This is a genomic window from Shewanella sp. TB7-MNA-CIBAN-0143 (genome assembly GCF_040310065.1).
In the GTDB taxonomy this organism is placed as follows: domain Bacteria; phylum Pseudomonadota; class Gammaproteobacteria; order Enterobacterales; family Shewanellaceae; genus Shewanella.
On the sequence record NZ_JBEOPL010000017.1, the window covers coordinates 51,027 to 76,848 of the forward strand.

The 25,822-nt window shown below is 42.3% G+C and carries 21 protein-coding genes and 1 pseudogene; 11 read left to right on the plus strand and 11 right to left on the minus strand.

Translation table 11 applies throughout. The annotated features are described in order from the left end of the window. Window positions 1-50: 50 nt before the first annotated feature. The 7 genes from AAEY97_RS14575 to AAEY97_RS14605 all read right to left on the minus strand — a co-directional run bounded on the left by AAEY97_RS14575 (window position 51) and on the right by AAEY97_RS14605 (window position 8,168). Complete coding sequence (locus AAEY97_RS14575; protein ID WP_350999633.1) at window positions 51-800, minus strand: SDR family NAD(P)-dependent oxidoreductase; 750 nt, start codon at window positions 798-800, stop codon at window positions 51-53. Further along, window positions 800-1,198: a nuclear transport factor 2 family protein gene (locus AAEY97_RS14580; protein WP_335692421.1), complete on the minus strand. Its 399-nt coding sequence runs from the start codon at window positions 1,196-1,198 to the stop codon at window positions 800-802. Before AAEY97_RS14580 ends, AAEY97_RS14575 begins: the two co-directional genes overlap by 1 nt. A gap of 331 nt (window positions 1,199-1,529) precedes the next feature. Continuing rightward, the gene (locus AAEY97_RS14585; protein ID WP_502959466.1) at window positions 1,530-2,936 is read right to left on the minus strand and encodes an ammonia-forming cytochrome c nitrite reductase subunit c552; all 1,407 of its coding nucleotides are present in this window, start codon (window positions 2,934-2,936) and stop codon (window positions 1,530-1,532) included. A gap of 109 nt (window positions 2,937-3,045) precedes the next feature. Beyond that, entirely contained in the window at window positions 3,046-4,257 is a 1,212-nt protein-coding gene (locus AAEY97_RS14590; protein ID WP_192114362.1) for an NnrS family protein, read from the minus strand. A 313-nt stretch (window positions 4,258-4,570) separates the two neighbouring features. Beyond that, a complete protein-coding gene (phrB, locus tag AAEY97_RS14595; protein WP_350999637.1) occupies window positions 4,571-6,004 on the minus strand; it encodes a deoxyribodipyrimidine photo-lyase in 1,434 nt (477 codons plus the stop codon). A gap of 11 nt (window positions 6,005-6,015) precedes the next feature. Continuing rightward, the gene (locus AAEY97_RS14600) at window positions 6,016-6,978 is read right to left on the minus strand and encodes a DUF523 and DUF1722 domain-containing protein (RefSeq protein WP_194956051.1); all 963 of its coding nucleotides are present in this window, start codon (window positions 6,976-6,978) and stop codon (window positions 6,016-6,018) included. 260 nt (window positions 6,979-7,238) lie between these two features. After that, window positions 7,239-8,168: a polyprenyl-phosphate transporter gene (locus tag AAEY97_RS14605; protein WP_502959465.1), complete on the minus strand. Its 930-nt coding sequence runs from the start codon at window positions 8,166-8,168 to the stop codon at window positions 7,239-7,241. Between the two features lie 139 nt (window positions 8,169-8,307). Between AAEY97_RS14605 and AAEY97_RS14610 the strand changes: the two genes are divergently transcribed. The 5 genes and pseudogenes from AAEY97_RS14610 to bamJ all read left to right on the plus strand — a co-directional run bounded on the left by AAEY97_RS14610 (window position 8,308) and on the right by bamJ (window position 12,093). Continuing rightward, entirely contained in the window at window positions 8,308-8,784 is a 477-nt protein-coding gene (locus tag AAEY97_RS14610; protein ID WP_101088780.1) for a hotdog fold domain-containing protein, read from the plus strand. A 45-nt stretch (window positions 8,785-8,829) separates the two neighbouring features. Then, window positions 8,830-9,695 (plus strand): annotated as a pseudogene (locus AAEY97_RS14615) (SPFH domain-containing protein). A gap of 206 nt (window positions 9,696-9,901) precedes the next feature. Then, window positions 9,902-11,050 (plus strand): DUF418 domain-containing protein, encoded by a 1,149-nt coding sequence (locus AAEY97_RS14620; protein ID WP_350999640.1) that lies wholly within the window; start codon window positions 9,902-9,904, stop codon window positions 11,048-11,050. Window positions 11,051-11,169: 119 nt separating this feature from the next. Continuing rightward, window positions 11,170-11,520, plus strand: coding sequence for a DUF1294 domain-containing protein (locus tag AAEY97_RS14625; RefSeq protein WP_350999643.1), 351 nt, complete (start codon window positions 11,170-11,172; stop codon window positions 11,518-11,520). A gap of 102 nt (window positions 11,521-11,622) precedes the next feature. Further along, complete coding sequence (gene bamJ, locus AAEY97_RS14630; RefSeq protein ID WP_350999646.1) at window positions 11,623-12,093, plus strand: BamJ family beta-barrel-assembly machinery protein; 471 nt, start codon at window positions 11,623-11,625, stop codon at window positions 12,091-12,093. Window positions 12,094-12,626: 533 nt separating this feature from the next. On the opposite strand, the gene AAEY97_RS14635 is transcribed toward bamJ, so the two are convergent. Next, window positions 12,627-13,841, minus strand: coding sequence for a M24 family metallopeptidase (locus AAEY97_RS14635; protein WP_350999650.1), 1,215 nt, complete (start codon window positions 13,839-13,841; stop codon window positions 12,627-12,629). Between the two features lie 271 nt (window positions 13,842-14,112). Between AAEY97_RS14635 and AAEY97_RS14640 the strand changes: the two genes are divergently transcribed. The 6 genes from AAEY97_RS14640 (at window position 14,113) to purT (ending at window position 23,225) form a co-directional block, all read left to right on the plus strand. Continuing rightward, a complete protein-coding gene (locus tag AAEY97_RS14640; protein WP_350999653.1) occupies window positions 14,113-15,900 on the plus strand; it encodes an aminopeptidase P family protein in 1,788 nt (595 codons plus the stop codon). Between the two features lie 560 nt (window positions 15,901-16,460). Then, entirely contained in the window at window positions 16,461-17,819 is a 1,359-nt protein-coding gene (locus AAEY97_RS14645) for an NCS2 family permease (protein WP_350999656.1), read from the plus strand. Window positions 17,820-18,397: 578 nt separating this feature from the next. After that, window positions 18,398-19,006, plus strand: coding sequence for a tetratricopeptide repeat protein (locus tag AAEY97_RS14650; protein WP_123777245.1), 609 nt, complete (start codon window positions 18,398-18,400; stop codon window positions 19,004-19,006). 640 nt (window positions 19,007-19,646) lie between these two features. After that, a complete protein-coding gene (locus tag AAEY97_RS14655) occupies window positions 19,647-20,948 on the plus strand; it encodes a DEAD/DEAH box helicase (protein ID WP_059744719.1) in 1,302 nt (433 codons plus the stop codon). Between the two features lie 125 nt (window positions 20,949-21,073). Then, window positions 21,074-21,709, plus strand: coding sequence for a peroxiredoxin-like family protein (locus AAEY97_RS14660; RefSeq protein WP_350999660.1), 636 nt, complete (start codon window positions 21,074-21,076; stop codon window positions 21,707-21,709). Window positions 21,710-22,034: 325 nt separating this feature from the next. Continuing rightward, entirely contained in the window at window positions 22,035-23,225 is a 1,191-nt protein-coding gene (purT, locus tag AAEY97_RS14665) for a formate-dependent phosphoribosylglycinamide formyltransferase (protein WP_192114352.1), read from the plus strand. 87 nt (window positions 23,226-23,312) lie between these two features. Here purT and AAEY97_RS14670 read toward each other — a convergent pair whose 3' ends face one another. From AAEY97_RS14670 to djlA, 3 genes are all read right to left on the minus strand, one after another. Continuing rightward, window positions 23,313-23,771 (minus strand): hypothetical protein, encoded by a 459-nt coding sequence (locus AAEY97_RS14670; protein ID WP_162023746.1) that lies wholly within the window; start codon window positions 23,769-23,771, stop codon window positions 23,313-23,315. 232 nt (window positions 23,772-24,003) lie between these two features. Beyond that, window positions 24,004-24,957, minus strand: coding sequence for a D-2-hydroxyacid dehydrogenase (locus tag AAEY97_RS14675; protein ID WP_350999663.1), 954 nt, complete (start codon window positions 24,955-24,957; stop codon window positions 24,004-24,006). A gap of 46 nt (window positions 24,958-25,003) precedes the next feature. Next, window positions 25,004-25,777 carry a co-chaperone DjlA gene (djlA, locus tag AAEY97_RS14680; RefSeq protein ID WP_011638516.1) on the minus strand — a complete coding sequence of 258 codons (774 nt, stop codon included), beginning with the start codon at window positions 25,775-25,777 and terminating at the stop codon, window positions 25,004-25,006. Window positions 25,778-25,822 lie beyond the last annotated feature (45 nt).

Here is a 25,822-nt window from a genome sequence, read left to right on the forward strand (position 1 = left end):
TTAATCCTTGACGCTAATACTTGTTCTTATGGTGAATTGACTTGGGTTTACTATTTAGGTGCCAGCAAAAATACTAGTAATTTTTCTGGCAATAAAGAGGCTAATTTAAGTAACCAAGTAAATTTAGTTGGGAAATGGATTTCACGGCGTTGACGCTGCATACCATTATAAATAGCCTCAGCCGCTTGCTTAGCGGTGATTTGCATTGGCATAGCAAAGTCGTTTTTGGCGGTTAACGGGGTTTTAACAAAGCCCGGACAAATAACGCTCACCCCAATACCATGCTGAGCAAGGTCAACTCGTAAACTACGGCCTAAATAACCAATAGCCGCTTTTGATGAACCATAAGCTTCGGCACGCGGAAACGGTAAATAAGTGGCACTTGAGCTCATTAACCCCAGTTGTGCACCACGGCTCAATAAAGGTAAAAAATGCTCAAGGCAGTAACCCATGGCAACCACATTAGTATTGATGACTCTGGCAAATAACGCTGAGTCGAAATGCAATGCATCGTCAATGTATTCACAGCTGCCAGCATTAAGAATCACCTGCTGCAACTGCCAGTGATTATCGTGTAACAGTTGCTTAAGTTTGGCGGCGGCGGCTTGTACCTGAGAACTATCGGTAATATCAAATTCAAGCGGAGTGGCCCCAGTTATGGCTTGTAAGGCTTGGGCATTTCGACCACAGGCTATAACGGCCACGCCTTTAGCCAGATAATGCTCCGCTAAAGCTAAACCAATACCAGAACTTGCACCGGTTATCAAAACCGCTGTTGTATCCGCAGGAACCATTGCCATTACTTAGTCACCCTATTTTTGAGTAAGCCAATTAACCCACCTAAAAACGGCACTTGCTCGTACAGCATTTGGCCCAGATCAAAATAATCACGGTGAGAAAAAATCTTATCAGAGAATTTAAGTTGCGACATGCCTTCAACATTAATCAGCTGTCCCTTACTTAATTTAGGGTGTGAATAGCTCATAGTCCAATACAATGCTGCTTGTTGCTTATCAGCACTGATCACCGCTTCTTTAATATCAAATTCAATGTGAGTGACATTTTGATACATGTTGGCAAAGTATTCGGTTAATGCTTCGATTCCCTCAACATGATGCATGGGATCTCGAAAGCAAATATCATCCCGATAAACTTGACGTAGTAAAAATAGATTATCTTTATTAAGCTGTTGATACATATTAATAAAATCATCAACAATAATTGGATGACCATTAACGGACGCAGAGCTGTCAGCATTTAATGATTCGGATTGAGTATCAACTGTCGACTGTGCACCTTGCATTAACGGACTCCTATTACACGACCAAGAAAGAATACACGCAACCAGATATAACAATGCCTTATATGACAATAAGATAACAGTATTTCATGGCCGTGCAGTAAATAAAAACTAACTTGGTATTTATACGAGATAGCGCAGGAAGTAGATCACCCTTTAAACGAATCACAAAGTAATACGCCTAAGCATGGCTTAGGCGTTAATAACGTTTATAAATTGAAACTGTTCTTTAGTAACCCTTTTTGGCTACCGGCTGCCAGTACTTATCAACTTCTTGTTTAATAAAAGCTTGTTTGGCTTTAATGGCATCAGCTTCAATAAATCCAATAGCGGCATGGGCTTTTTGTTTGGTACTGTAATCTGGATACTCAACTTCGGTAACAGACATTTGACTCAATATGCGGGCTAATGCTTCACGGGCATACGTAACCTGTTCAGTTGATTTATCCAGTAACTCAATCCCTTCTTTAGGATTATGAGCGTACATACCATGCGATGCGGTGGCAAAATCCCAGCGCCATTGTGAATGACGAATAGCCATAATCGCATCATTCATTTGCGGCCATGTGGCTCCGGCATCCCATGCTGCTTTGGCTTCGTAATGTGCTTTAATCAGTAATGACTCTACATTTCGTGATTTAGCATCAATATTGGCTTTGGTTTTATCAAGCTTTTTGGTGATGGCCGCTTTACTGCTATGACAATTTGCACAACTACGATCAAAATTGTCTAATGCGCCACCCACCTTATGGTCAGTAAATGTAGCGCCTTTTTCATCGGTCGCAGGCGGCATATGACAAGTTATACAGGTCACGCCTTGCTTAGCATGAGCCGAACGGCTCCAATGCTCAAACTCTGGATGACGCGCTTTTAATATTGGGGTTTTAGAAATTGGGTGGATCCATTCGTAAAAGCGACGAGTGTCGTAATATTTTTCAATTTCATCAGCAGTGCTGCCAAAAATCCATGGAATATTAACTTTGTTATTATTTTCAGGCTGGAAATAATAACTCACATGACATTGACCACAAACCTGAGCGCCTTGCATGCTGCGGTCTTGCTTTTCAAAAGGCAGTTTAATTTTTTCCATCGCATTTTGAGCATGAGGGCGTGGTAATGCGAGTTTAGCACTGCCATCAACATGACAATCACTGCAGTAAACAACGGATTTGATTTCACGGCCTAAATCGACAAAATTGGCATCTGAGAAACCTTGCATACCCATTTCTTTAATCAATCTAGGGGCATCAGGTGTTTTACAGGTCCAGCAACTGGCAGATAAACCTTTGTCGCCTTCAGCTATTGCAACACCAGTACGCAAGGTATGCGTCACGTCAGCAACAGCAAACTGATGCCCTCGAGGGCTATGGTATTCTTTGGCAAATGATGAACCTGCCCACAAAATGATATTGGCAGGATATTGTGCCAGTATATCGTCTCGTTCGACTTGCTCTTCTGTTGCTTGCCAAGAATCATATTGTTGTGGAAACTTCAGTTGATTAGGATCCACTTCAGCACTTTGAAGCGACCAAGACGTTAGACTCAGCAATGCCATTGCGCTAATAATAATGCTTAACCCTACCTTGCTTCGCATTGGCCGAGTCGCTTTCATTATTACATCGATAAGTAGATCCATCATATTGCTAACCTTTCTCCAATCTCTTAATTTACAGCGCTACATTGTTCGATAAGTCTGTAGCACTACTTTTGAACTGTTTAGTATAGCGTCATCAATTTAGCTCACGTTATCCAGGACGACCATCAAGACGTGGACGCAGTAAAATCGGCGCGTAAAACCATACAAATAAACCAAAACCGATAAACCAACATGCTCCAGCTGCCCATAACCAAATTTGGGTGTATTCAGGCATCAACAAAGGCATTCCTGCACGTAAAATAGCGGCGAGAGGCAAACATAAAAATGCCCACGTCATATTAGGGCCTTGATAGATATTGCGACTAGTATGCCCAAGTGAAACGCGTGAAATCATTGATAAACATAACGATGCGATGCCACCGATAGCAAACAAATGCAGTAAGGTACGATAGGCATATTCGTTATCAATGTTGATTGCCATCAATAACAATGTGATTGGCAACGATAGATACGAAATATGCAATGACCACAGCATCGGCTCTTTTAGGGTTTTATGTGCTTGCCAACGAGCAAAACGGACTAAATGCAATATGCCTGCTACTGCAAGCAGTGCTTGTTCAATCCCCTTTGGAAACCAATGACTTATTGCTTGAATAAACAGTAAACCCATTGCTAATAATAATGTATTTTCTAACACATTAATGGGATCAGGCTTGGGTTGTTGAATTTTCATTGCGGTAAAAAAGGGGATAACTCGACCACCAACAATGGTAATAACCATGGCAAGCCACCAAATCATTCCTTGCCATAATTGGGTCGACAACGAAAAGTTACGTTCGGACAAGGCGTAATAACTGGCTAAATTAACCAACAATGCGACCACCAGCATGATAGGAAAACCTATATTGCGCCATTGTTTAACCGGATAAATACAGCGCCATAATGCCAACGCACTTAATCCTAAAAATAAGCTGTCAAATATTGCAGGTAATATCAAAGGAATGTTCATTGGTAATAGCAACATTAAGCGGGCAATGAGCCAACAACCAAAGGTGACCATTAACGCGCGCCCCGTAATAGTGGGTTGATTGGTCCACGCTTGCACTGCTGTGAGTAAAAAACCGCACACAATAGCCATAGCGAAACCAAATAACATTTCGTGAGGATGCCACCATAGCGGCACAACGTTGGCCCAAAATTCACTGTTAAATAAGCTATATTGCGGAGTAAACCAGCCCATTAACCACAACGGGATGTATAACGCTGCGACACTTGCTCCACCTAAAAAAAACGGTCTAAAACCCAAACGCCATATTGCAGGAGTGTTATCAATTTCAGCAGGATCATCAATATTCAGCATAAGCAGTGCACTCACTTAGTGGATTAACATCAACAAGATTTAAACATGCATAATATATAAATCTTTAATATGGCCATTCTATGCTGTTAATTGATGTGCTTCAATCAATACTCATCAATCCACTCACCAGCCAAGCTCATAGTGTGATCTAACGCAAAAAAAGCCGCTATTATCATAAGAGATAATAGCGGCTTAATTGTGTTGTTGCTGATTTCTCGAACTAAAATGGACTCAGTAACCTGAGTTCAAGATAACAAACGGCTCTCAAACAGCCCTTTGTCTTGCGAACTGCGTTAAATGTTGATCGAAACAATTAACCACGCTTTAGCGCACTTAGTACTTCTATCGCCCGCAAGCGTGCCATCTTGTGTTCGACAATAGGTTGTGGGTATCGGTCATCCTGGCGTTGTGCAAATAAGTCATTCACATTGATGGTTTTGGGTTGATGAATATCGGCCAAAGGCCAAGTAGACAATTCGGGTACATAACGCTTTATGAAACTGGCATCAGGGTCGAACTTGCTACTTTGGGTCATTGGGTTAAATACGCGAAAATAAGGTTGCGCATCGCAGCCTGTTCCGGCTGACCATTGCCAACCACCATTATTGGCGGCTAAGTCACCATCAATTAGTTTTTGCCTAAAATATCGCTCGCCCCAACGCCAATCCACCAATAGGTGTTTAGTTAAAAAGCTGGCTACCACCATGCGTAATCGATTATGCATCCAACCGGTTTGATTTAATTGACGCATAGCAGCATCAATAATTGGATAGCCTGTTTGGCCATCACACCAGGCGGTAAACTCAGCAAGATTATTACGCCACACAATGCCGTCGCCTAACTCATTAAAGTTATGGTTCATGGATAAGCGTGGAAATGCCACCAGTAAATGGCGATAAAACTCACGCCAAATTAATTCATTTAACCACGTTTTTGCGGGGCAAGTGTCATCAACTAAGGCTTGAGGATAACGCGCTAATATCGCTGCGACACATTGACGGGAACTAATAACCCCAATAGCTAAAAATGGCGATAACCGACTGGTTCCTTCAAGGGCAGGAAAATCCCTTTCGGCTTGATAATCTGCAACTTGGTTTGCTAGAAATTGATCGAGTATTCGCTTTGCTGCGCCTTCTCCAGCAGACCATTGCTCACTAGACATTTTATCGCAGTTAAATACCACTTCACTGGGAGTTGCCAGTACTGCAGCGATTGGCGCAGGCACCGCGACCGGAACAATCGCGCGCTGGCCGGCAATGCTTTTCCACTTTTTAGCAAAAGGGCTAAAGACTTTGTACATATCACCAGCCAAGTTTTTCACTTGCCCAGCTGCTAATACACAATCTTGGTCGATTAACGTTAATGGTACACCGCTATCAATTAATGCGCGGTCTCGACGACGTTCATTTATTTCAGGCTCATTGGCTGCATACACAGCTGCTATATCATGCTGCTCGATATAAGCGGCTAACAGGGTTTGTACTTCATCGAAGTCTTGTGCGTGCAACACATCTAGATGAATACCTAACACCGCCAATGCCTGCGCTAACAAATTGACATGTCGCTGGATAAAATCAATTTGTATCGGTGCAACATCATGCTGCGCCCATTGTGCTGGTGTGACAAAATACACAGCTCGAACATGACTATGATTACTGGCAGCAAACTCACACGCAGCCACTAAAGCAGGGTTATCCGCCAAGCGTAAATCTTGCCTAAACCACATTAAACTATTCATAGAAGTCATTCACAATCGACCTAATAAGCATAACGAAGCTTAAGCGCTTCTGGATGTGGATTTAAATACACTTGGTCTTGAATATACGGGGTATGAAACTCACGCACATAATGGTTAATCAAGGTAATTGGCACTAGCAAAGGCAGCAGCCCTTGGCGATATTTTAAAATTGACTCACTCAACTCTTCTTTTTGTTCAGCGGTTAACTGCTTCTTAAAATAGCCTTGAATATGCTGCAAAGTACTGGTGTGATTTTTACGGGTGGCAATAATTTTAAGTGCCGTCATAAAGCCTTCAAAATATTGTTGCGCAGTTTGCTCAACATCTTGAATATCGGCCAATATAGGCCCTAAATCACGATACCACTTTGGGCTGTGAGCCATTAATAAATACTTATAACGCGAATGGAACTGCATTAGCTTATGTTTAGTGATGCCCGATTTAGTCATTTGCTTCCAATCGTTATAAGCAAATACACGGGTAAAAAAGTTTTCTCTTAATGGCAAGTCATGTAAACGGCCTTCTTCTTCTACTGGCAGAAATGGGTAGCGTTCCATTAATTTTTTTGCAAAAACACCGATGCCGGTTTTAGTGCCATGATTGGTACCAATTTTGTACTCGGTAACCCTTTCCATGCCACAGGTTGGTGATTTGGCACATAAAATATAACCGCCAAGGTAATCAAGCTCTTCCACTTTGGCTTGGGAGTATTCATTAAGCTTGTCTGTCACATCGAGCGTTCCATCAGCACTGCGAATATGCACTACATCGCCATCTCGTATTTGACGGATACTTTTGCGTGGTGCGCCCATGCCAATCGCCATTTCAGGGCAAACAGTGGTGTATTCAAAAAATGGTTCTATTTCTTGTCTACAGTAATAAGAGTTTTTGTGTCCGCCATCAAAGCGGACTTGGTTACCCAACAAGCAACTGCTGATCCCAATTTGGATTTTTTCTGGCACAAATGTATCGATATTTGGCATATTATGCACTCCTGTGGCAACTGTAATATTCCCAAAGTGGGATAAAAAAAGATGTCATGCTAACTACATATACTATTAAGCAAAAATACGAATAAAACACCCATTAAGTTCATTATTTATAGGGTTATTTATCGTTTTTGCAATATGAGCCTACATATTAGTCAAATAACGCACACAAAAAAACAGAACCTAAGTTCTGCTTCATTATTCATCTTTTACTTGTCTTCCACCTGAACGGCCCAGATTAAGCTTCAACAGGATTAACTATTCGCTTTGTTGCCGACGCGTTCTAATCCCCACACCAAACCAATCCCCACCAGCAGACACACTATGGCAATGATAATTTGTGATGATTCGCCAGTGATTTGCTCAAACTGAAACGGAGATAAATTTTGCTCAACCAAAGGCACTAATTCACCCTTAGAATTCTCGCGCCAACTGATCACTTGTTTCCATGGCCAAATTTTACCTAGCGTCCCGAGCATTAATCCCGTTAAAAATAATAACGTCGTGTCATGGAATTTACGTAACAAGGCCGATAACACATGACTAAAACTTAATAATCCAACCACAGCACCAATCGCAAAACAGGCTAAATAAACAATATCAAAGCCTTTAGCTGCCGCTAATACCGCTGGATACATCCCTAAAAGCAACAAAATAAAGCTGCCTGAAATCCCAGGTAATATCATGGCGCAAATAGCAATAGCACCACAAAAGAAGAAATTAAGGTAACTCACCTGCATTTCAATAGGATGTAACACTGTAATAGCCCACGCAAAGGCGACACCGACAATGAACATGGCAATCCGCATAGCAGTGAATTTGTTCACTTGCTTAAGCATATGAACCACTGAAAATAAAATTAATCCAAAAAAGAACGACCACACAGGAATGGGGTGAGTGACCAATAGCCAAGAAATCAATTTAGCTAAGGTAAAAATACTGGTGAGGATCCCACCAAATACACACACGAGAAAAGGACCGTTAATGTGTAAAAAGGCGGCTTTAATGCCTTTTTGTTTGATAATGCCCACTAACGACCAGTTTATTTTGCGAATGCCATCCAATAATGGGTCTAAAATACCGGTAATAAACGCAATAGTGCCACCCGACACGCCCGGCACAACATCTGCAGCGCCCATGGCCATACCTTTGAAATAATTCAATAACAGTGAGTCAGTTTTCAAAATTCATCCTTAATGTGTCTAATCACGTAAATTATACCTGTGCCCTTTGCAATGAGCGATGGAAAATATTCAACGGGGCTTTTCCGCAGGTTACAACAATGTTAATCTCATCCGACCAGATAACGATTAGAGTTCATTTATGATCCCAACTAAACCCAATAAAGTCATGTCGCTGTATAAGAAAGTCACTGCTTATCCATTTGGTAAACAGATTTTTTCTAAAATGGTGTCTCGAATGGCGCCCTATTTTGGCACAGTACACCCTTACATAAGTGATTTACGCGTTAACCGCTGCGAATGTTTAATCAAAAAGCGCAAGAAAGTCCAAAATCATATTGGAACCGTGCATGTGATTGCCATTTGTAATGGTCTTGAAATGGCCATGGGTACGATGGCAGAAGCATCTATCCCGGCTCATTTACGCTGGATCCCTAAAGGCATGAGCGTTGATTACACCGCCAAAGCGGGCAGCGACATTTTATGTGTTGCAGAGGTAAAACCAGAGCAATGGCAAGTGGGTGATATGTTAGTCGACGTAAAAGCCTATGACACTAATGGTGTTGTGGTGGTCCAAGGGCATATTAAGCTATGGATTTCAGAGAAACCTCAAAAATAACCAAGTAATTTAATCACCTTTATTCACTTTTGCTAGGGAAGCATAATGTTAAAAAATGGTCTGGCGCAAGCTAACACAAATCATCTCGGTAAAATCATTCCTGTCGCAGTTTTACTGCTAATGCTGATCAGTTTATATGGTAGCTGGTATACCATTGATCAGGGTGAACGTGGGGTATTGCTGCGTAACGGTAAAATTATCGATACTGCAGAACCCGGTCTTGGATTTAAAATTCCACTGATGGATACCGTGGTTAAAATATCAACCCAAACTCATACCGCAAACTACCAAGGTTTACAGGCATATAGCCGCGATCAACAACCTGCCACTTTACGCGCATCAGTCACATTTAGCATACCGCCAGATCGTGTTGAAGAAGTATATGCTAATTTCAAAAGTATCGACTTAATGGTGTCGCGCTTACTCGACCGCCAAGTGCCAACCCAAATTGAGAATATTTTTGGTAAATACACTGCTATTTCTGCCGTCCAGGATGAATCCCCCCAGAATGCATACCTATTAAAGGCCCGGTGACCATTAATTCGGTACAGATTGAAAATATCGACTTTAGCAACGCATACGAGAAATCAGTAGAAGACAGAATGCGTGCAGAAGTAGAAGTACAAACCCAATTACAGAATCTTGAAAAAGAGCGTGTTAGTGCCCAAATTGCCGTCACTCAAGCACAAGCGGAAGCAGATTCACAATTGGCCCGCGCAATTGCCGAAGCAGAAAGTATCCGTATTAAAGGTAACGCAGAAGCATCAGCCATTAAAATTCGTGCTGAAGCGCTAGCGCAAAATCAAAATTTAGTTGAATTGACTAAAGCAGAACGTTGGGATGGGCGCTTACCAACAACCATGCTACCTACTGGTACTATCCCGTTTCTTGAAGTGCAAACAACCAAATAAACCAAACTGCATACTTCACAAACCAAGCGTTCGGTATTAATACTGAACGCTTGTTTTTTTATCATCATCTTGCCTCACCTAAACGTATTATCTAGTTGCATTACCGCTTTTGGCTGGTAATCTCTAACAGCGCCTCTTTAATGAATAAAGAGGGTTTATAAACAGCTAAAAATAAAAGGAATTAAGCGATTAACACTGCAACCTACATGGATGAGCATAGCGCTCCGGTCCAACAAGCTCGTTTGGCTAATCTTGACGCTATCAGAGGGCTTGGCGTATTAGGTATTTTCTTCCTTAATATCTATTTTATGGGCAATAGTTTTTTCGGTTACGCTCCTCATGAGGTTCAACCCACCAGCGACATTATCCTACTCATTTTTAGCAATTTCTTTTTAGAAGGTCGTTTCTTTAGCCTATTTGCGATGATTTTTGGGGTGGGAATGCTAATCCAATACCAACGCCAGCAAATGAGAATGGAGACAGCCACCACTACTCAGCAGAATAAACGCATAAAAAGCCGTCTGTATTGGTTAATTGCCTTTGGCGTAATACACGCTATTTTCATCTTTCCTGGCGATATATTATTGTCTTATGGTGTCAGTGGATTATTAGCTTTTCGCTACATTAGCCTCAGTGCCGATGAACTAATCCGTAAAGCTAAATGGTTTATCTTTTTATCATTTATACCCATCGCACTTATTTCGCTCATGCCAGACGATCAAGTTTATTCACGAGATTCTGCTTTCTTCATCGAGCAACTTGCTGCTTGGACAGGCAGCTACCAACAACAACTGACCCTGCACCTAACCATGTTTGCGTACATGCTGGCGGTTATTCCATTAACGTTAATGTGGTATATCACCGGCTTAATGCTTTTAGGGATGGCGTTATATAAACGCAATATCTTTGTTGATGGATTGGATAATAAAACCCTGTGGCAATGTGTATTTTGGGCCATCACATTAGCATCATTAGACTCGATATTAAGTCTAAGTGGCAATCAGATGTTGGAGTCGATGTCTGATCTTTTATTGTGGTTCAGCGCTATTGCGACAGCTTTGATTTATATCCACATTATTGTTAAATTCTGCCAAAATACGCCACATAGACTGAAAATACTGCAAAACGTCGGGCGGATGGCGTTTAGTTTGTACATTCTCCAGTCAATAGTCGGTATTTTACTGTTACGTTATATCGCACCAGACTGGCTGTACTCACTAGACAGGATAGGTTACGTCTCAATTGCGATTATCTACAGTGTATTTCAACTGTTGTTAGCGGATGTCTATTTACGAAAATTCAATCAAGGCCCATTAGAAAAGCTTTGGCGTGTGTTAGTCTCCCGCACAAGCTAATGAAACATATACATTTAAAAGAAGAATCTATGCAACTACCATTGTGTGCAATGCTGATTGGTCTCATCAGTATGACGAAATCAATATGATAAAATTAATCTCACAGAGCAGGCACTAAAATGAATAAGTTTGCTTGGTTGATGTTGCTGCTCATTGGCGCTATTTTTGCCACTATTCAGCCCTGGTTAGCTGGGGTATATGGCCTAATTAATCTGGTCACTTATAGTTTGTATTATCGTGATAAATCTGCCGCTAAACAGGGGCAATGGCGCATAAAAGAAAGCACCTTACAATTTTTTTCTTTAATTGGCGGCTGGCCAGCAGCGCTACTCGGTCAGTATCACTTACGTCATAAAACCCAAAAATCGTCTTTTAAACGGATATTGTGGTGTTGCATCGTACTCAACTCAGTTGGGGTCAGCTTATTGTGTTATCAGCTGTGGTATCCGTTATTCGATGCATACCGTTAAGCTGTTGGTTCAATTGTCGCTTCAATCGTGTTGATGAGTATTAGCTCAGCAATTTTTACGCTAAACTAGTCGCACTATCTACCCAACAATTCGAGATCAATTATGCGTATGATTTTGGCCGTACTGGTCATTGCGGGCGTTATTTTTTATTTTTTCACTCAATCTAACAATTCTAAAGCCGCCAAAGAAAATATTGAGAAAGGTAAGACTTTTTTAGCTGATAATGCCAAAAGCGAAGGCGTAATCCAAACCTTATCTGGCTTACAATATGAAGTACTCGTTAAAAGCGATAATACTGAACACCCTAGCGCAAAAAGTAAGGTTACCGTGCATTATCACGGCACACTCATTGACGGTAGCGTATTCGACAGCTCTGTTGATCGCGGCGAAACAATCAGCTTTGGTTTAAATCAAGTGATAGCCGGTTGGACCGAAGGTGTACAACTCATGAGTATTGGCGATAAATTCCGTTTTTATATTCCAAGCCAATTGGCTTACGGCAATCGCTCAACCGGTAAAATTGAAGGTGGTTCAGTATTGATTTTTGATGTTGAGTTATTTGAAATTAACTAAAAATTAAATAATAGATGACATAGTTTTCACACTAAGAACTACACCAAAAACCCAAAGCCTCCATAGCGGAGGCTTTTTGCTATTGCTTGACTCATACCACTTAGCTAATTTTTCTTAATCCTCCAGTTCCCCGAAAACAACTTAATAAAAACTCATAAATCTGCAGCTTCAAGGATTCTCCGTCCGAAGTGTCCGAAATAGCGTGATAAAAATGCCGTAGTGACATCATGGCCTTTATAACACATCCATGTGTTTCAAGGCATGTAGACTCCTGTCTTGCAGATATGACACAGACTCAGGGGTACATGGTCGTTCAGTGACATCCATGTCATCACGACATTCGTCAGTCCATTCACATCAGATGTACCATCTGAGCCGTTAGGCGATTTTTGTTATGCTATGAGGATCAACACTTTGTCGGAGCTGCTGGGGTGATCCAAGAGGGGAAAGCAGTGTTTCCCTTCTTGGTCGGGTGTGGGCGAAGCGCCACGACGTTAAGCTGACTATATTTGTCAGTGATAATTAAAAAAATATCATGCTAGATAAAACGGATCATCAATCGACTTCGCTGGCGCTGTAAACCATTTAGGCCCTTGCGCGGTCATGTAAAAATGGTCTTCATGACGGATCCCAAATTCTCCTGGTACACATAACATTGGCTCGTTGCTAAAACACATACCAACCGCCAGTGGCGTAACATCATTACGCACCAAATATGGCCATTCATGAATATCTAAACCGATACCATGACCAGTACGATGAGGTAAACCTGGCACGTTGTAATCTGGACCAAAGCCTGCGGCTTCTAACACGACACGAGCAGCTGCATCCACTTCACTACACAAGGTTCCTAAGGTAGCAGCATCAAACGCAGCCATTTGTGCATCCTGTTCAAGTTGCCATAATTGACGCTGACGATCATTAGGCTCACCAAATACATAAGTGCGAGTAATATCAGAGTTATAGCCTTGTAATTGGCAACCGGTATCAATCAATACCGTGTCATTTTTCTCAAGCGCTTTAGGTGATTTAACCCCATGCGGATACGCTGTATCTTCACCAAATAGCACGATGCAAAAATACGAACCTTTGGCTGCGCCCACGGCATAGTGAGCTTGGTTAATAAAGTCTTCCACTTCTGCAGTGGTGATGCCCTCACGTAAAATACTGGCAGTGGCTTTATGCACTTCAAGGGTCATGTCTTTAGCGCGTTGCATTAAGGCAATTTCGGCAACCGACTTAATCATCCGACATCCTGCCGTTACTGTTGTCGCACTTACAAATCGATGCTGAGGAGCTGCTTGGGCAATGCCATCGCTAATAAAAAAGGCGGTTGACTCATCAATACCGATTTTTGCTTGGCTCAAGCCGATGTTATCCAGCACATCGGCAAATAACTGATATGGGCTTTCATCTTCATGCCACGTATTTACTTGACCTTTTATGGTCATATAACCCTGTAACGTGTCGAGTTCAAATGCAGGTGCAATATACTGAACCTCACCCACAGCGGGGATAATAGCACCCACCATACGTTCGCTAGAAAACCAACGAGTACCCGTAAAATAGTACAAATTAGTACCAGCATTCACATAGATTGCTTCTAAACCATGTTGCGCCATCAATCGTTGTGCATGTTGAATTCGTTGATTAAATTCATCATCACTTATCGCTGCTACACCGTGAGTCATATTAGTGAGTGTGGCTAATGCTTGTTGCGGGCTAACGCCGCCGACACCGATTGTCATAGGTTTTCCTTTGGTTATTTTTATTGTTATTTATTTAGAGTCTGTGGAAATCAAATCATCTTACCTTGTTTAAATATACAAGATAATCAATATCAACAAGGATACCGTCTGTATCGCTTTGTTACCATTGTATACAATATAAGTTTACAATTTTAATCAGTCTGCTCCACATTATGTCAGCGACTTCACTTGCCAGTTTGCCGTCACGCTTGCGATAATCGCAGTTCATTCTACAGAGCTGAGTTCATCAGTCGCCTCCAACGGAGAAACCATGTCCAATATTATTGCTACGCGTCTTAACGCCATTCGCCAACAGCTTGAAGTAAACCAAATAGATGCATTCATCATTCCTCGAGCTGACGAATATTTAGGTGAGTATGTCCCTGCTCGTAATGAACGTTTACATTGGGCCACTGGTTTTACCGGTTCTGCTGGCATGGCAATTGTGTTAAAAGACCGCGCAGCAATATTTACCGACGGCCGTTACACAGTGCAAGTACGCCAACAAGTAGACGGTAACTTATTTGAATATTTAAGCCTGTATGACGACCCGCAAATTGACTGGTTAATCGATACATTACCTGCAGGCGCTAACGTCGGCATCGACAGTCGCTTACATACCCTTGCTTGGTATCAACAAACCAAAGCACAATTTGATAAAGCCCAAATCAATTTAGTTGAAGTAGATAGCAACCCGATTGATGTGAGTTGGTTAGACCGCCCTGCACCGTCAGCATCCACCATGACTTTATTGAGCCACCAAGGTGCAGGACGTAATAGTGTCGACAAACGTCAACAAATTGGTCAGCTGGTTAACAAGCAAGGCGCCGATGTTGCCCTTGTTGCCGCATTAGATTCATGTTGTTGGCTACTAAATATCCGTGGAAACGATGTTCCACGCTTCCCCGTCATACTTGGCTGCGGATTATTATCTAGTAATGGCGACATGACCTTTTTTACCGATTTAGCTAAAGTGCCGCAAAATATTGAACAACACGTAGGTGCTGGGGTGAGCTTTAAAGATGAAGCAGAACTGGCAACCGTATTAGCGCAAATGAATGGCGTTAAGCTATTGGCCGACCCACATTCTGCCAACGCCTATTCGCAATTACTGGCCCAAAAAGGCGGTGCTAAACTGATTGTGGGTACCGACCCGGTTGCATTACCTAAAGCACAAAAAAATAACGCCGAATTAGCTGGTATACGAGCGTGTCATATTCGTGATGGTGTTGCGGTGAGCCGCTTTTTAGCCTGGTTAGACAGCCAAGTTGAACAAAACATTATGCACGATGAAGCACAACTGGCTGACAAATTAGAGAGCTTTAGATTGCAAGACTCGCTGTATCGCGAGCCAAGCTTTGACACTATTTCTGCCACTGGTGCCAATGCCGCAATGTGTCATTACAACCATAATAATGGCACCCCAAGCACCATGACCATGGACAGTATTTACTTGGTCGATTCTGGCGCTCAGTACATAGACGGCACCACCGACGTCACCCGCACCATCGCCATTGGCAAGGTGACAGACGAACAGAAAAAAATGGTCACCCTGGTATTAAAAGGCCACATAGCCCTTGATACCGCACGCTTCCCTAAAGGCACCTCTGGTGTGCAACTCGATGCGTTTGCTCGCCAATATTTATGGCAACATGGTTTTGATTATGACCACGGTACTGGCCATGGAGTCGGTCACTTTTTAAGTGTTCACGAAGGCCCGCAGCGCATTGGTAAAAACGTCAATGGCGTGGCATTACTGCCAGGCATGGTATTGTCGAATGAGCCTGGTTATTACCGCGCCGATGGTTTTGGTATTCGCATCGAAAACCTCGTCACAGTGCAACATTGCCAAGCATTGGCAGGTGCAGAGCGTGAAATGTATGAGTTTGATGTATTAACCCATATTCCAATGGATGCACGCTTAATCGACAAATCATTGCTAACCGACTTTGAAGTGAATTGGTTTAATCAATATCAACAAAAAGTACGTCAAACCTTAGCGCCATTAATGCAAGGTGACGAGTTAGCATGGCTCAATAAAGTGACTGTCGCGATTTAAGCGCCATCCAATTCAGCATAACGCTTTAGCATTAAATATAGGGCTTTGGACCAATAACACGTCCAAAGCCCTTTTAAATAAAGCACCATCAAGTGCAAACTAAAACGCCAGTGAATCTACCTACTCACAGCAAACATTATAATTCCTAAAAAATGGTATTAAATTGCCATGCCAAGACGGTAATCAGTTATTAGTGATAAATGCTCAAAAGCTGTCATTACTACAACGAGTGACTTTTATGGTGAGATATACGAGCAATCTGTTTTTGTGGTGCGTTTTTTACCCACATAGCAAAAAAATGTTAGCCGCTTCCTATTTCCCCATTGTCGATTGTTGTAAACTCCGCGCCAACAAAGGCTGTGTTGGTAAGAGTAAATTTTACCAGACATGTGTATAACAAATTTGTTTACCACAATACTCGCAGGTCACTAACGCTATATGCGCCAAGTGGATCTCTCACCTAAGTCGTTCTCGTTTGGGGCTCTACCTGCCATAGCCGTGTCGCCAATGAATAACCATTGGTTAACTGATAATTTAAGAGATCAAAAGGTATCATCACTATGAAGTCTGAACAGACTCTCTCTAATACTGCTGCTGTTTCTGATTCGTTTTTGGATCGCTATTTCAATATTTCTGCCCGTGGAAGTACCTTAAAACGTGAAGTCATTGCTGGCTTAACGACGTTTTTGGCTATGGTTTATTCGGTGATTGTGGTGCCAAACATGTTGGGCACTGCGGGGTTTGATCCTGCGGCGGTATTTATCGCTACCTGCTTAATTGCCGCATTTGGTTCGTTGCTCATGGGGCTATGGGCTAATTTGCCAATGGCCATTGGTTGTGCAATTTCACTCACTGCATTTACTGCATTTAGCATGGTGCTAGGCCAGGGAATATCGATTCCTGTCACCCTTGGCGCTATTTTCCTAATGGGTATCGTATTTACACTTGTAAGTGTCACCGGTATTCGTCAATGGGTACTCACTAACTTGCCAACCGGCATCGCTCACGGTACAGGTATTGGTATTGGTTTGTTTTTACTCCTTATCGCGACCAATAGCGTGAAATTGATTGTATCAAACGATGCCGGTTTACCCGTAAAGCTTGGTGATATTAATAGTTTACCGGTTATAGCAACAATAATTGGTCTTGCTATGACAATTGGGCTTGAGCGCCGAGGCACACCGGGTGGCATATTGTTGGTCATCGTCGGGCTATCGATCTTTGGGTTAATATTTGATCCTAGCGTGACTTATCAAGGCCTATTTGCTTTACCTGACTTGATGTCTGAAACGTCGCTAATTGGCCAGCTCGATATTATGGGCGCACTGAATCCAGTGGTACTGCCTATTGTGTTGGCATTAGTGATGACCGCTATTTTTGATGCAACAGGCACAATTAGAGCGGTTGCAGGGCAAGCGGAACTTCTCGATGATAAAGACAATATTGTTGGTGGTGGAAAAGCACTGACATCAGACTCAGTCAGCAGTATTTTTGCAGGCGTGGTCGGCGGCGCACCAGCAGCGGTGTATATTGAATCCGCAGCAGGAACCGCAGCAGGTGGCAAAACCGGCCTGACCGCGACCATCGTCGGCTTACTATTTTTGATAATGATGTTCTTAGCGCCGTTAAGCTTTTTAGTACCTGCTTATGCGACAGCTCCAGCGCTAATGTATGTTGGATTACTAATGCTAAGTAACGTCACCAAGCTTAATTTTGATGATAAAGTGGACGCAATGGCGGGCCTAACCTGCGCGGTATTTATCATTTTAAGCTGTAATATCGTTACTGGGATTATGCTTGGTTTTGTTACCTTGGTTATTGGCCGCATATGCAGCGGCGAATGGCGTAAACTGCGACTTGGGGTTATCTTAATCACCCTTGGTTTAGTCGCCTTTTACATGGGTGGCTGGGCGATTTAACCCAATTGTAAACTCAATTATAAATTCAATATTAAGGCCAGCCGCCGAGGCTGGCCTTTTTGTTTTCAACAACTATATAAGCTAACTTGGTTTTGCCCCAACGTTGGTTAGGCTATGACCTGCGGTCACTAACGTCGTGGTGCTTCGCCCACACCAGACCAAGAGGAAATCAACGGCTATTCCCTCTTGGAACTCCCAGCCGCCCCGCAACATTTTCGCTATTTACAAAACAACAGCTGCGAAAAGGTCGCCATGGGGATTGAATGAGCTTTTAATTTCATTTGAAACTTGCTTCGGCCTTATTCGAAAATGCTAACGCTTCCGATAGGCCATCCCTGGCCAACGAAAGCTAGCCTGACGTCCTGTCAGGCTCACGCTATTTTCTTCAACGTCCTCAAGTTCTGAGTTGAATCACACCAATTGCGAGCAAGGTATGCAAATCATTTATGCCCCTTTCAATGTTAGGGCCGATTACCCACTCAGTTCAGTAGAACTTCATTTGGCTTACTTTTCCTCATACCATTAATGTGTTTCAATATCTGGTGTTGGGGGAGGAATAAACTGAAGAGGGCTCTATAATGCATCCAGAGTATGATGAACTGTCTTTATGGGATGATGCAATACGTCTGGTGAGTGAAAATAAATACGACCAAGCTATTTATCTATATAAAAGTATGGCTAAAAATGGAATAGATGAGGCGTTGGTCGAAATAGGGCGGCTGTATGAAATGCCATCAACAGCGACTATTGAACAAGACTTTTCAAAAGCGGCTACATATTATAAAAAAGCGATTGATTTAAGTGATGACATGTATGCTTATACAGCTCTTGGAAGGCTTTACTTTTTCGGTGTCGGTGTGGATCAAGACTACATAAAATCAAAACAGTTGTATTTGATAGCTGCGAATATGGACGGACTAGTAGCCACATTGATGTTAGCTCGTATTTATCGTTACGGGCATGGTGTTCAACCTAATTTAACTAAAGCAAAAGAGCTCTATCAGAAATCAATTAGGCTTGGAAGCTATGTAGCCCTAAAGGAGAGTGGTGGGTTGGATATTTCTTGTGGTGAGGTTGTAAAAGGAATAGCAAAAGTAATAAAGGGGACTTGGAATATTTTCTTAAGGGTGCGAAAAGACATATCTAATTATGGAGTTATTGTTAGTGAATGTGTAAAAAACCAATAGAGAATATTTATCAGGACAGGTATGACCAATCGAATTTAGGTCGCGTTTAATGTTGTTAACTTATTCACTCCTAAATTAGCCCCAATCATTGGGGCTTTTTGTTGCGCTGAAGAAGGCAATTTAATCAGCAGAATGTGCCGAGCTCACCAGTAGAAGGTATCAGTTGTGAACAGTAGTCTGTGCAATTGTGAAGTCGAGCTGTGAATTTTACCACTGACTCAGCAGTTTTCAGTACAAAACCTTATCTGAAAAAATATAAATTGATTAATGTTCTAACTCGGAAATGTTCAAAAACGAGTTAGCAGCCCCGCACTTAAGATGCTGTAATTGCCATGACTATCAATCCATATCATCTAAACTATTCTGTTCTAAAAAATCTTCCCTTTTGACACAGATAAAGTTCAGGATTTAAACAAAAGTTTGTTATACTCCGCGGCCGCTTATCGATGGCACTCAATGGGGTGTATCATTCAAGCTTAACGTTTTTCAACTATCCTAAGACGTTAATCAACCCAGTTAAGCATGATATCTGCCATTAACAATGGCTATCGGCCCAAATACTCTAGATTGACCTTGTGCAGCTAACTTAGCTTGTTGCAACTAAATCGCTTTGTTTTGATGTACATACAGGAACCGCACCATGAAATTCGAATCTTTTAGCTTCGCCCCAGAAATATTACGCGCGATCGCTGAGTGCGGTTATCAATCTATGACGCCAATTCAACAACAAGCGATCCCAGCGATCCGTCGTGGTGAAGATGTCCTAGCAAGCGCTCAAACAGGCACGGGTAAAACAGCAGCATTTGCACTGCCTATATTACAAAGAATGTGTGATAACCCAAAAGAGACGATGCCGTCTAACACTCGTACCTTAATTCTGACTCCAACTCGTGAGCTTGCCGCACAGGTTGCAGACAACATTAGCGCTTACAGTAAGCATCTTAATTTAACGGTATTAACCATTTATGGTGGCGTTAAAATAGAGACCCAATCACAAAAACTTAAACGCGGTGCCGACGTTATTGTTGCTACACCAGGTCGTTTACTTGAACACATTGTGGCGTGTAACTTAAGTTTGTCGAATGTTGAGTTTTTAGTACTCGATGAAGCCGACCGTATGCTTGATATGGGCTTTAGTGCTGACATTAAAAAGATTCTCCAAGCAGTAAACAAAAAACGTCAAAACATGTTGTTCTCTGCGACCTTCTCTTCTGAGGTTAAAAAGCTAGCGAATGACATGCTTGAAAAGCCTAAAGTGATTACTGTTGATAAACAAAATACTACTGCCGACACCGTTAGCCAGGTGGTATATCCAGTAGAGCAGCGTCGTAAGCGTGAATTAATATCTGAACTTATTGGTACCAAAAACTGGCAACAGGTGTTGGTGTTTACCGCGACTCGTGACGCTGCAGACAAATTGGTCAAAGAGCTTAACTTAGATGGTATTCCATCGGGTGTGGTTCATGGTGAGAAAGCACAAGGCAGCCGTCGTCGTGCGTTACGTGAATTTGTTGAAGGTAAAATTCGCGTATTAGTGGCCACCGAAGTCGCCGCTCGTGGCCTTGATATTAAAAATCTTGAATACGTTGTTAACTACGATTTACCATTTTTAGCCGAAGATTACGTGCACCGTATTGGCCGTACAGGTCGTGCAGGTAAAACCGGTGTGGCAATTTCGTTTGTGAGCCGCGAAGAAGAACGCACCCTAGCTGATATTGAAAAGCTAATCGGTCAGCCAATTCGTCGAGTCACAGTCCCGGGTTATGAAGTCGGTAGCCGTGAAGTACTGCTTAAGCAGATTGAAAAGCGCCGTAGTTTTGCTAAAAAACAACAACGTGGAGATAACGCTGGCGCCCAGATGATTGCTGAGAAAAACATGGACGGACGTCGTGTTAAAGTGGGTAAAGTCAGCAGCACGGTTAAATACAAAAAGATTAAATAACTCAACTCGAAAGAGTTAATGGTAATCGAAAAAAGCGCTTAGGCGCTTTTTTTGTGTTTGAATGAAATGAATTGTGTGATTATGAGGTCTACTTTAGTCGGGACATTACTCTATAAGGACTTATCATGTTAAAAACTCTGCTTATTGCCACCGCACTTACGTTAACCACCTTAGCCAGTGTGGCTAAGCCTATTGCCAGTGACGAGAACAATGTCATGCCACTGCTCAATGGCCACCAAATACCAGCAATAACCCTGCAAGATGTTGATGGTAAAGCGGTTGAACTCAGTAAACTTGTGGCGCAAAAGCCGACTATATTTTTCTTTTACCGTGGCGGTTGGTGTCCATTTTGTAATTCGCAAATGGGTCAGCTAAAAGCAATTGAACCTAAATTGCTTGAAATGGGTTTCCAGTTAGTGGGTATTTCACCAGACACGCCAGAAAAGATGCGCGCGTCGATGAATAAACAAGAACTCGATTATTTATTGCTGTCTGACACCTCAATGGCGGCATCGCAAGCATTTGGTTTAGCCTATTACACCAGTGCAGATATCACTAAAAAATATACTGCCAGTTTAGCGGTAACCAATGAACTGTTTACTACCCCAGAGGGTGAAAAACGCTTAGTGTTACCCGTGCCAGCTGTCTATTTGGCAGATAAAAGTGGTTTAATTCATTTTCAATATGTGAATCCAAACTACAAGGTTCGCCCTGCGCCAGAGCTAATTTTAACCGCTGCAGAGTTACTCGTTAAACCTTAGTTAACGCCAAATTCAAATAGAATCTAGCCAACATTAATCCAATAATGTTGGCTTTTTTAACTTACTCTTTTGAGTCAGCACCCTCTAATACAACACTATAGTGTTATGACACTTACCCACTCACACTTGGTGCTTTCAACAACGACACTTCTACACACCGATACATCTAGACTTGTCGTAATTAAATACAATCTTTCATCACAAAAAACCTCGAAATACAGGCGTTTTTAGCCAATTAGTGTATTTTATATTGGATTTTTAATACCTCATCTCGTTACACTGTTCGGCATATAAGAATATCCCTACACAGAGGCTGTAAAATACCATGTCTATTGCTACTACATTTGGCACAGCAAATACTTCTGGCACGATTAAGGCGATGCTATTAGGTTGCGGTGAACTCGGCAAAGAAGTTGCCATTGAGCTTCAACGTTACGGAATTGAAGTTATCGGAGTTGATCGCTACCCCAATGCCCCAGCAATGCAAATTGCCCATCGTTTTCATGTGATTAACATGCTGGATGCAAAAGCATTAAAAGCAGTTATCGAGCTTGAAAAGCCGGATTTAGTGATCCCTGAGATTGAAGCTATTGCCACCCAAACGTTAGTGGAACTAGAACAGCAAGGTTTACATGTGGTGCCAACCGCTAACGCAGCCAAACTCACTATGGACCGTGAGGGCATACGCCGACTTGCGGCAGAAACCTTAGCGATACCAACATCAAAGTACTTTTTCTGTGACACCCTAGCTGAATTTGAACAGGCCGTTACCGACATTGGTATTCCATGCGTGGTTAAGCCAGTGATGAGTTCGTCTGGTAAAGGCCAGAGTGTGATTAAGTCAGCACAAACCATTCAGCAAGCATGGGCTTACGCCCAAGAAGGTGGTCGTGCAGGTAAAGGACGAGTAATTGTTGAAGCTTTTATTCCGTTTGATTACGAAATTACCTTACTGACGATTAGCGCCGTAAATGGCATCCATTTTTGCGACCCAATTGGCCATAGACAAGAAGATGGCGATTATCGTGAATCGTGGCAACCGCAGGCGATGTCGGCTGAGGTATTACACAAGGCACAAGCCATGAGCCAACGAGTTGTTGAGGCATTAGGTGGATATGGACTCTTTGGTGTTGAGCTATTTATTCGTGGTGATGAAGTGTATTTTTCTGAAGTGTCGCCAAGGCCACATGATACAGGTTTAGTGACCTTAATCAGCCAGGATTTATCTGAGTTTGCCTTGCATGTACGTGCGATTTTAGGCTTACCAATAAGCAATATTGTGCAGCATGGTCCGAGTGCTTCTGCGGTTATTCTTGCTGAAGGCACATCCACCAATATCCGTTACCAGGGTATGGCTGCCGCCTTAGCGCCAGCCGATACTCAATTACGCTTGTTTGGTAAGCCAGACATTGATGGCCGCCGGCGCTTAGGTGTAGCGCTAGCCCGCGATAACTCGGTAGAACAAGCGGTCGAAAAAGCGAAAACCGTTGCCAGCCATATCAAGGTACTGTTTTAACGTCACAGGATATTATTTTAACGTCACAGGATATTGTTCTGTCACCTAGCTGAATATCGATGAACTAAGCCGTGGAGTATCTGCGGCTTAGTTTTTTACTGTTGGCATTGGTTTAGGCAGTGGTTTATCTGCTAAGTGAAAGTGGACTAACATTAGCAAACGAAACAGCGCTTTAAGTTTAAGATCTTGATCAAGCTTACCCGCGTGAATCAGTTTTTTCAGTACCGTTATTTTTATGTACAGTTTTTTAATCAACACGCCGCTTGGCTCACCTAGGTATTTATCGAACTCTTTATAACCCTCAATAGTTCGCGGTACTAACTTAGCCTGACGAATATGTAATCCCGACAGTATCGCTTTATCGAACGCTTGGGTTTCTAGCCCCTTGATAATCTCGGCTGCACTGAGTTGTTGCGCCAAACCATCCACAACAAAATGAATATTTGATTCAATTTCAAATTGCAGCGCATGGGTATCGTGGCGCACATTATTAAATCTGCTACGTTCTTTATCAACAAAATCAAACAGGACTTTCCATAGTGACATGTGTCGTTATCCGCTCTAGTTGTGAGTGTTAATCGAACGCTATAAATGACAGATCTAAACACCCAGCACTATATCTAAGTTATAAGCTTTAAGCTTTAAGCTTTAAGCTTTAAACTCTAAACTCTAAACTCGAGACTCTAAACTCGAGACTCTAAACTCGAGACTCTAAATTTTAATCTAAGCTTTAAACTCGAGACTAAACTGGTTAAAAGTGGTTGGTTTAGTGATAGCTTTAGCCGTTAATTCTATTCAACATTTTACCTTGTTGAAAATGGAGAACATTTTCAAGCGCAATATTAAGTAGATTTTGTCTAGCTTGTAATGTCGCCCATGCAATATGCGGCGTGATAGTAATGTTGGCTGCACTAAGTAACGGATTATTGCTACTTGGCGGCTCAGTGGATAACACGTCAACTGCCGCAAAGCCGTTACCATTGTTAAGCCATTGAGCGAGATCATTTTCATTAATCAAATCGCCACGGGCGGTATTCACTAATAAACAACCCGGTTTAAGTAAGCGTAAACTGTCGCTATTGATCATGTATTTGGTTGCTGTACTCAGCGGACAATGCAGCGAAATAATATCGGCTTGTTGAAGCAGGATGTCGCGTTCACACCATTGAATAGCATCAGGTAAATTGGTTTTAGGTTTAGCACTGGTAATCAACACTTTCATGCCAAACGCGACACCTAAATTGGCAACCTGTTGGCCAATATCACCATAACCTACCACACCCAGCGTGAGGCCTTTTAATGAGGTTAAGGGTGATAAGGTAAAACAAAAATCTCGTTGCGTTACCCATTGTCCTTGTTTTACGGCTTGGTCATGTAAGGCAACTTGTTGCTTATGATGTAAAATATGGGCAAACACCATTTGTGCTACGGCATCAGGACCATAAGCAGGAATATTAGTGACAACAATACCCTGCGCTGTTGCTGCATCAACATCGACCACATTGGTTCCTGTGGCAAGAACACCAATATAGCTTAATGCGGGCAGTTGCTTTAAGGTCGCGGCACTCAATAGCGTTTTATTGGTCAGCACGATTTGCGCACCTTGGCAGCGACTGACGATTTGTTCGAGTGTGGTATGGTCGTAAATATCACATTCGCCTAAAGCCTCAAGCGCTTGCCAACTCAAATCACCCGGATTAAGTGTATAACCATCTAATACCACTATTTTCATTTATTACCCCATTCCATTGTTTACAAAAATACGTTACTGGCTTGCGCTAACGCATTCCTCTAGAGGTTTTAATGCGCTCGTAAGCGGCTTGAATATCTTGTGCTTTGGTGTTGGCTAATTCCATCATCTCTTCAGGTAAGCCTTTAGCCACAAGCTTGTCTGGATGATGTTCATTCATCAACTTACGGTAAGTTCGTTTTACGTCTTGATCGCTAGCGGATTCTTGCACGCCAAGTAGCACATAGGCATCAGTAAGCGGCATTTTATTACCTTGTGGCGACTGATGATGACTAAATTCAGCTTGCCAACGAGCCAGTAAAGCATCCAGTTGCGCAGCAAGACCAAGCTTAGTGGCAATAACCGACAATATTTGCTTTTCATTGGCATGTAATTCACCATCGGCCAAGGCTGTTTGAATTTGGATTTCCAAGAACATTTGCGCTAACTCGACTCGTCCTTGAGTGGCTTGTCGAAACAGTTCTAGCTGCTTTAGCAAATCAAAATCAGCTTGGCGGCCTTGACGAAAAGCCGTTTGCGCATCGATACGTGACTGACCAGACAACTTCATTTGATCCATTAACATGGTCGCTATACGAATATCGGTTTCAGTCACTCGCCCTGACGCTTTAGCAACATGGCCCATTACGGCAAATGTTGAATTAAAAAACATCGCCTGACGTTCACTGCCTTTACGCATTATCGAGGTTAACCCTTGGCGCCTATCGAAAGCATGGCCTAACCATAATCCTAAAATTGCACCAAAGAAACGCCCGAACATATACCCAATGATAAATCCAAAAACTTTACCCCAAATTCGCATGTTGTTTTCCACTACGGTTAATAATTAATAAACAGCTAGCCATTA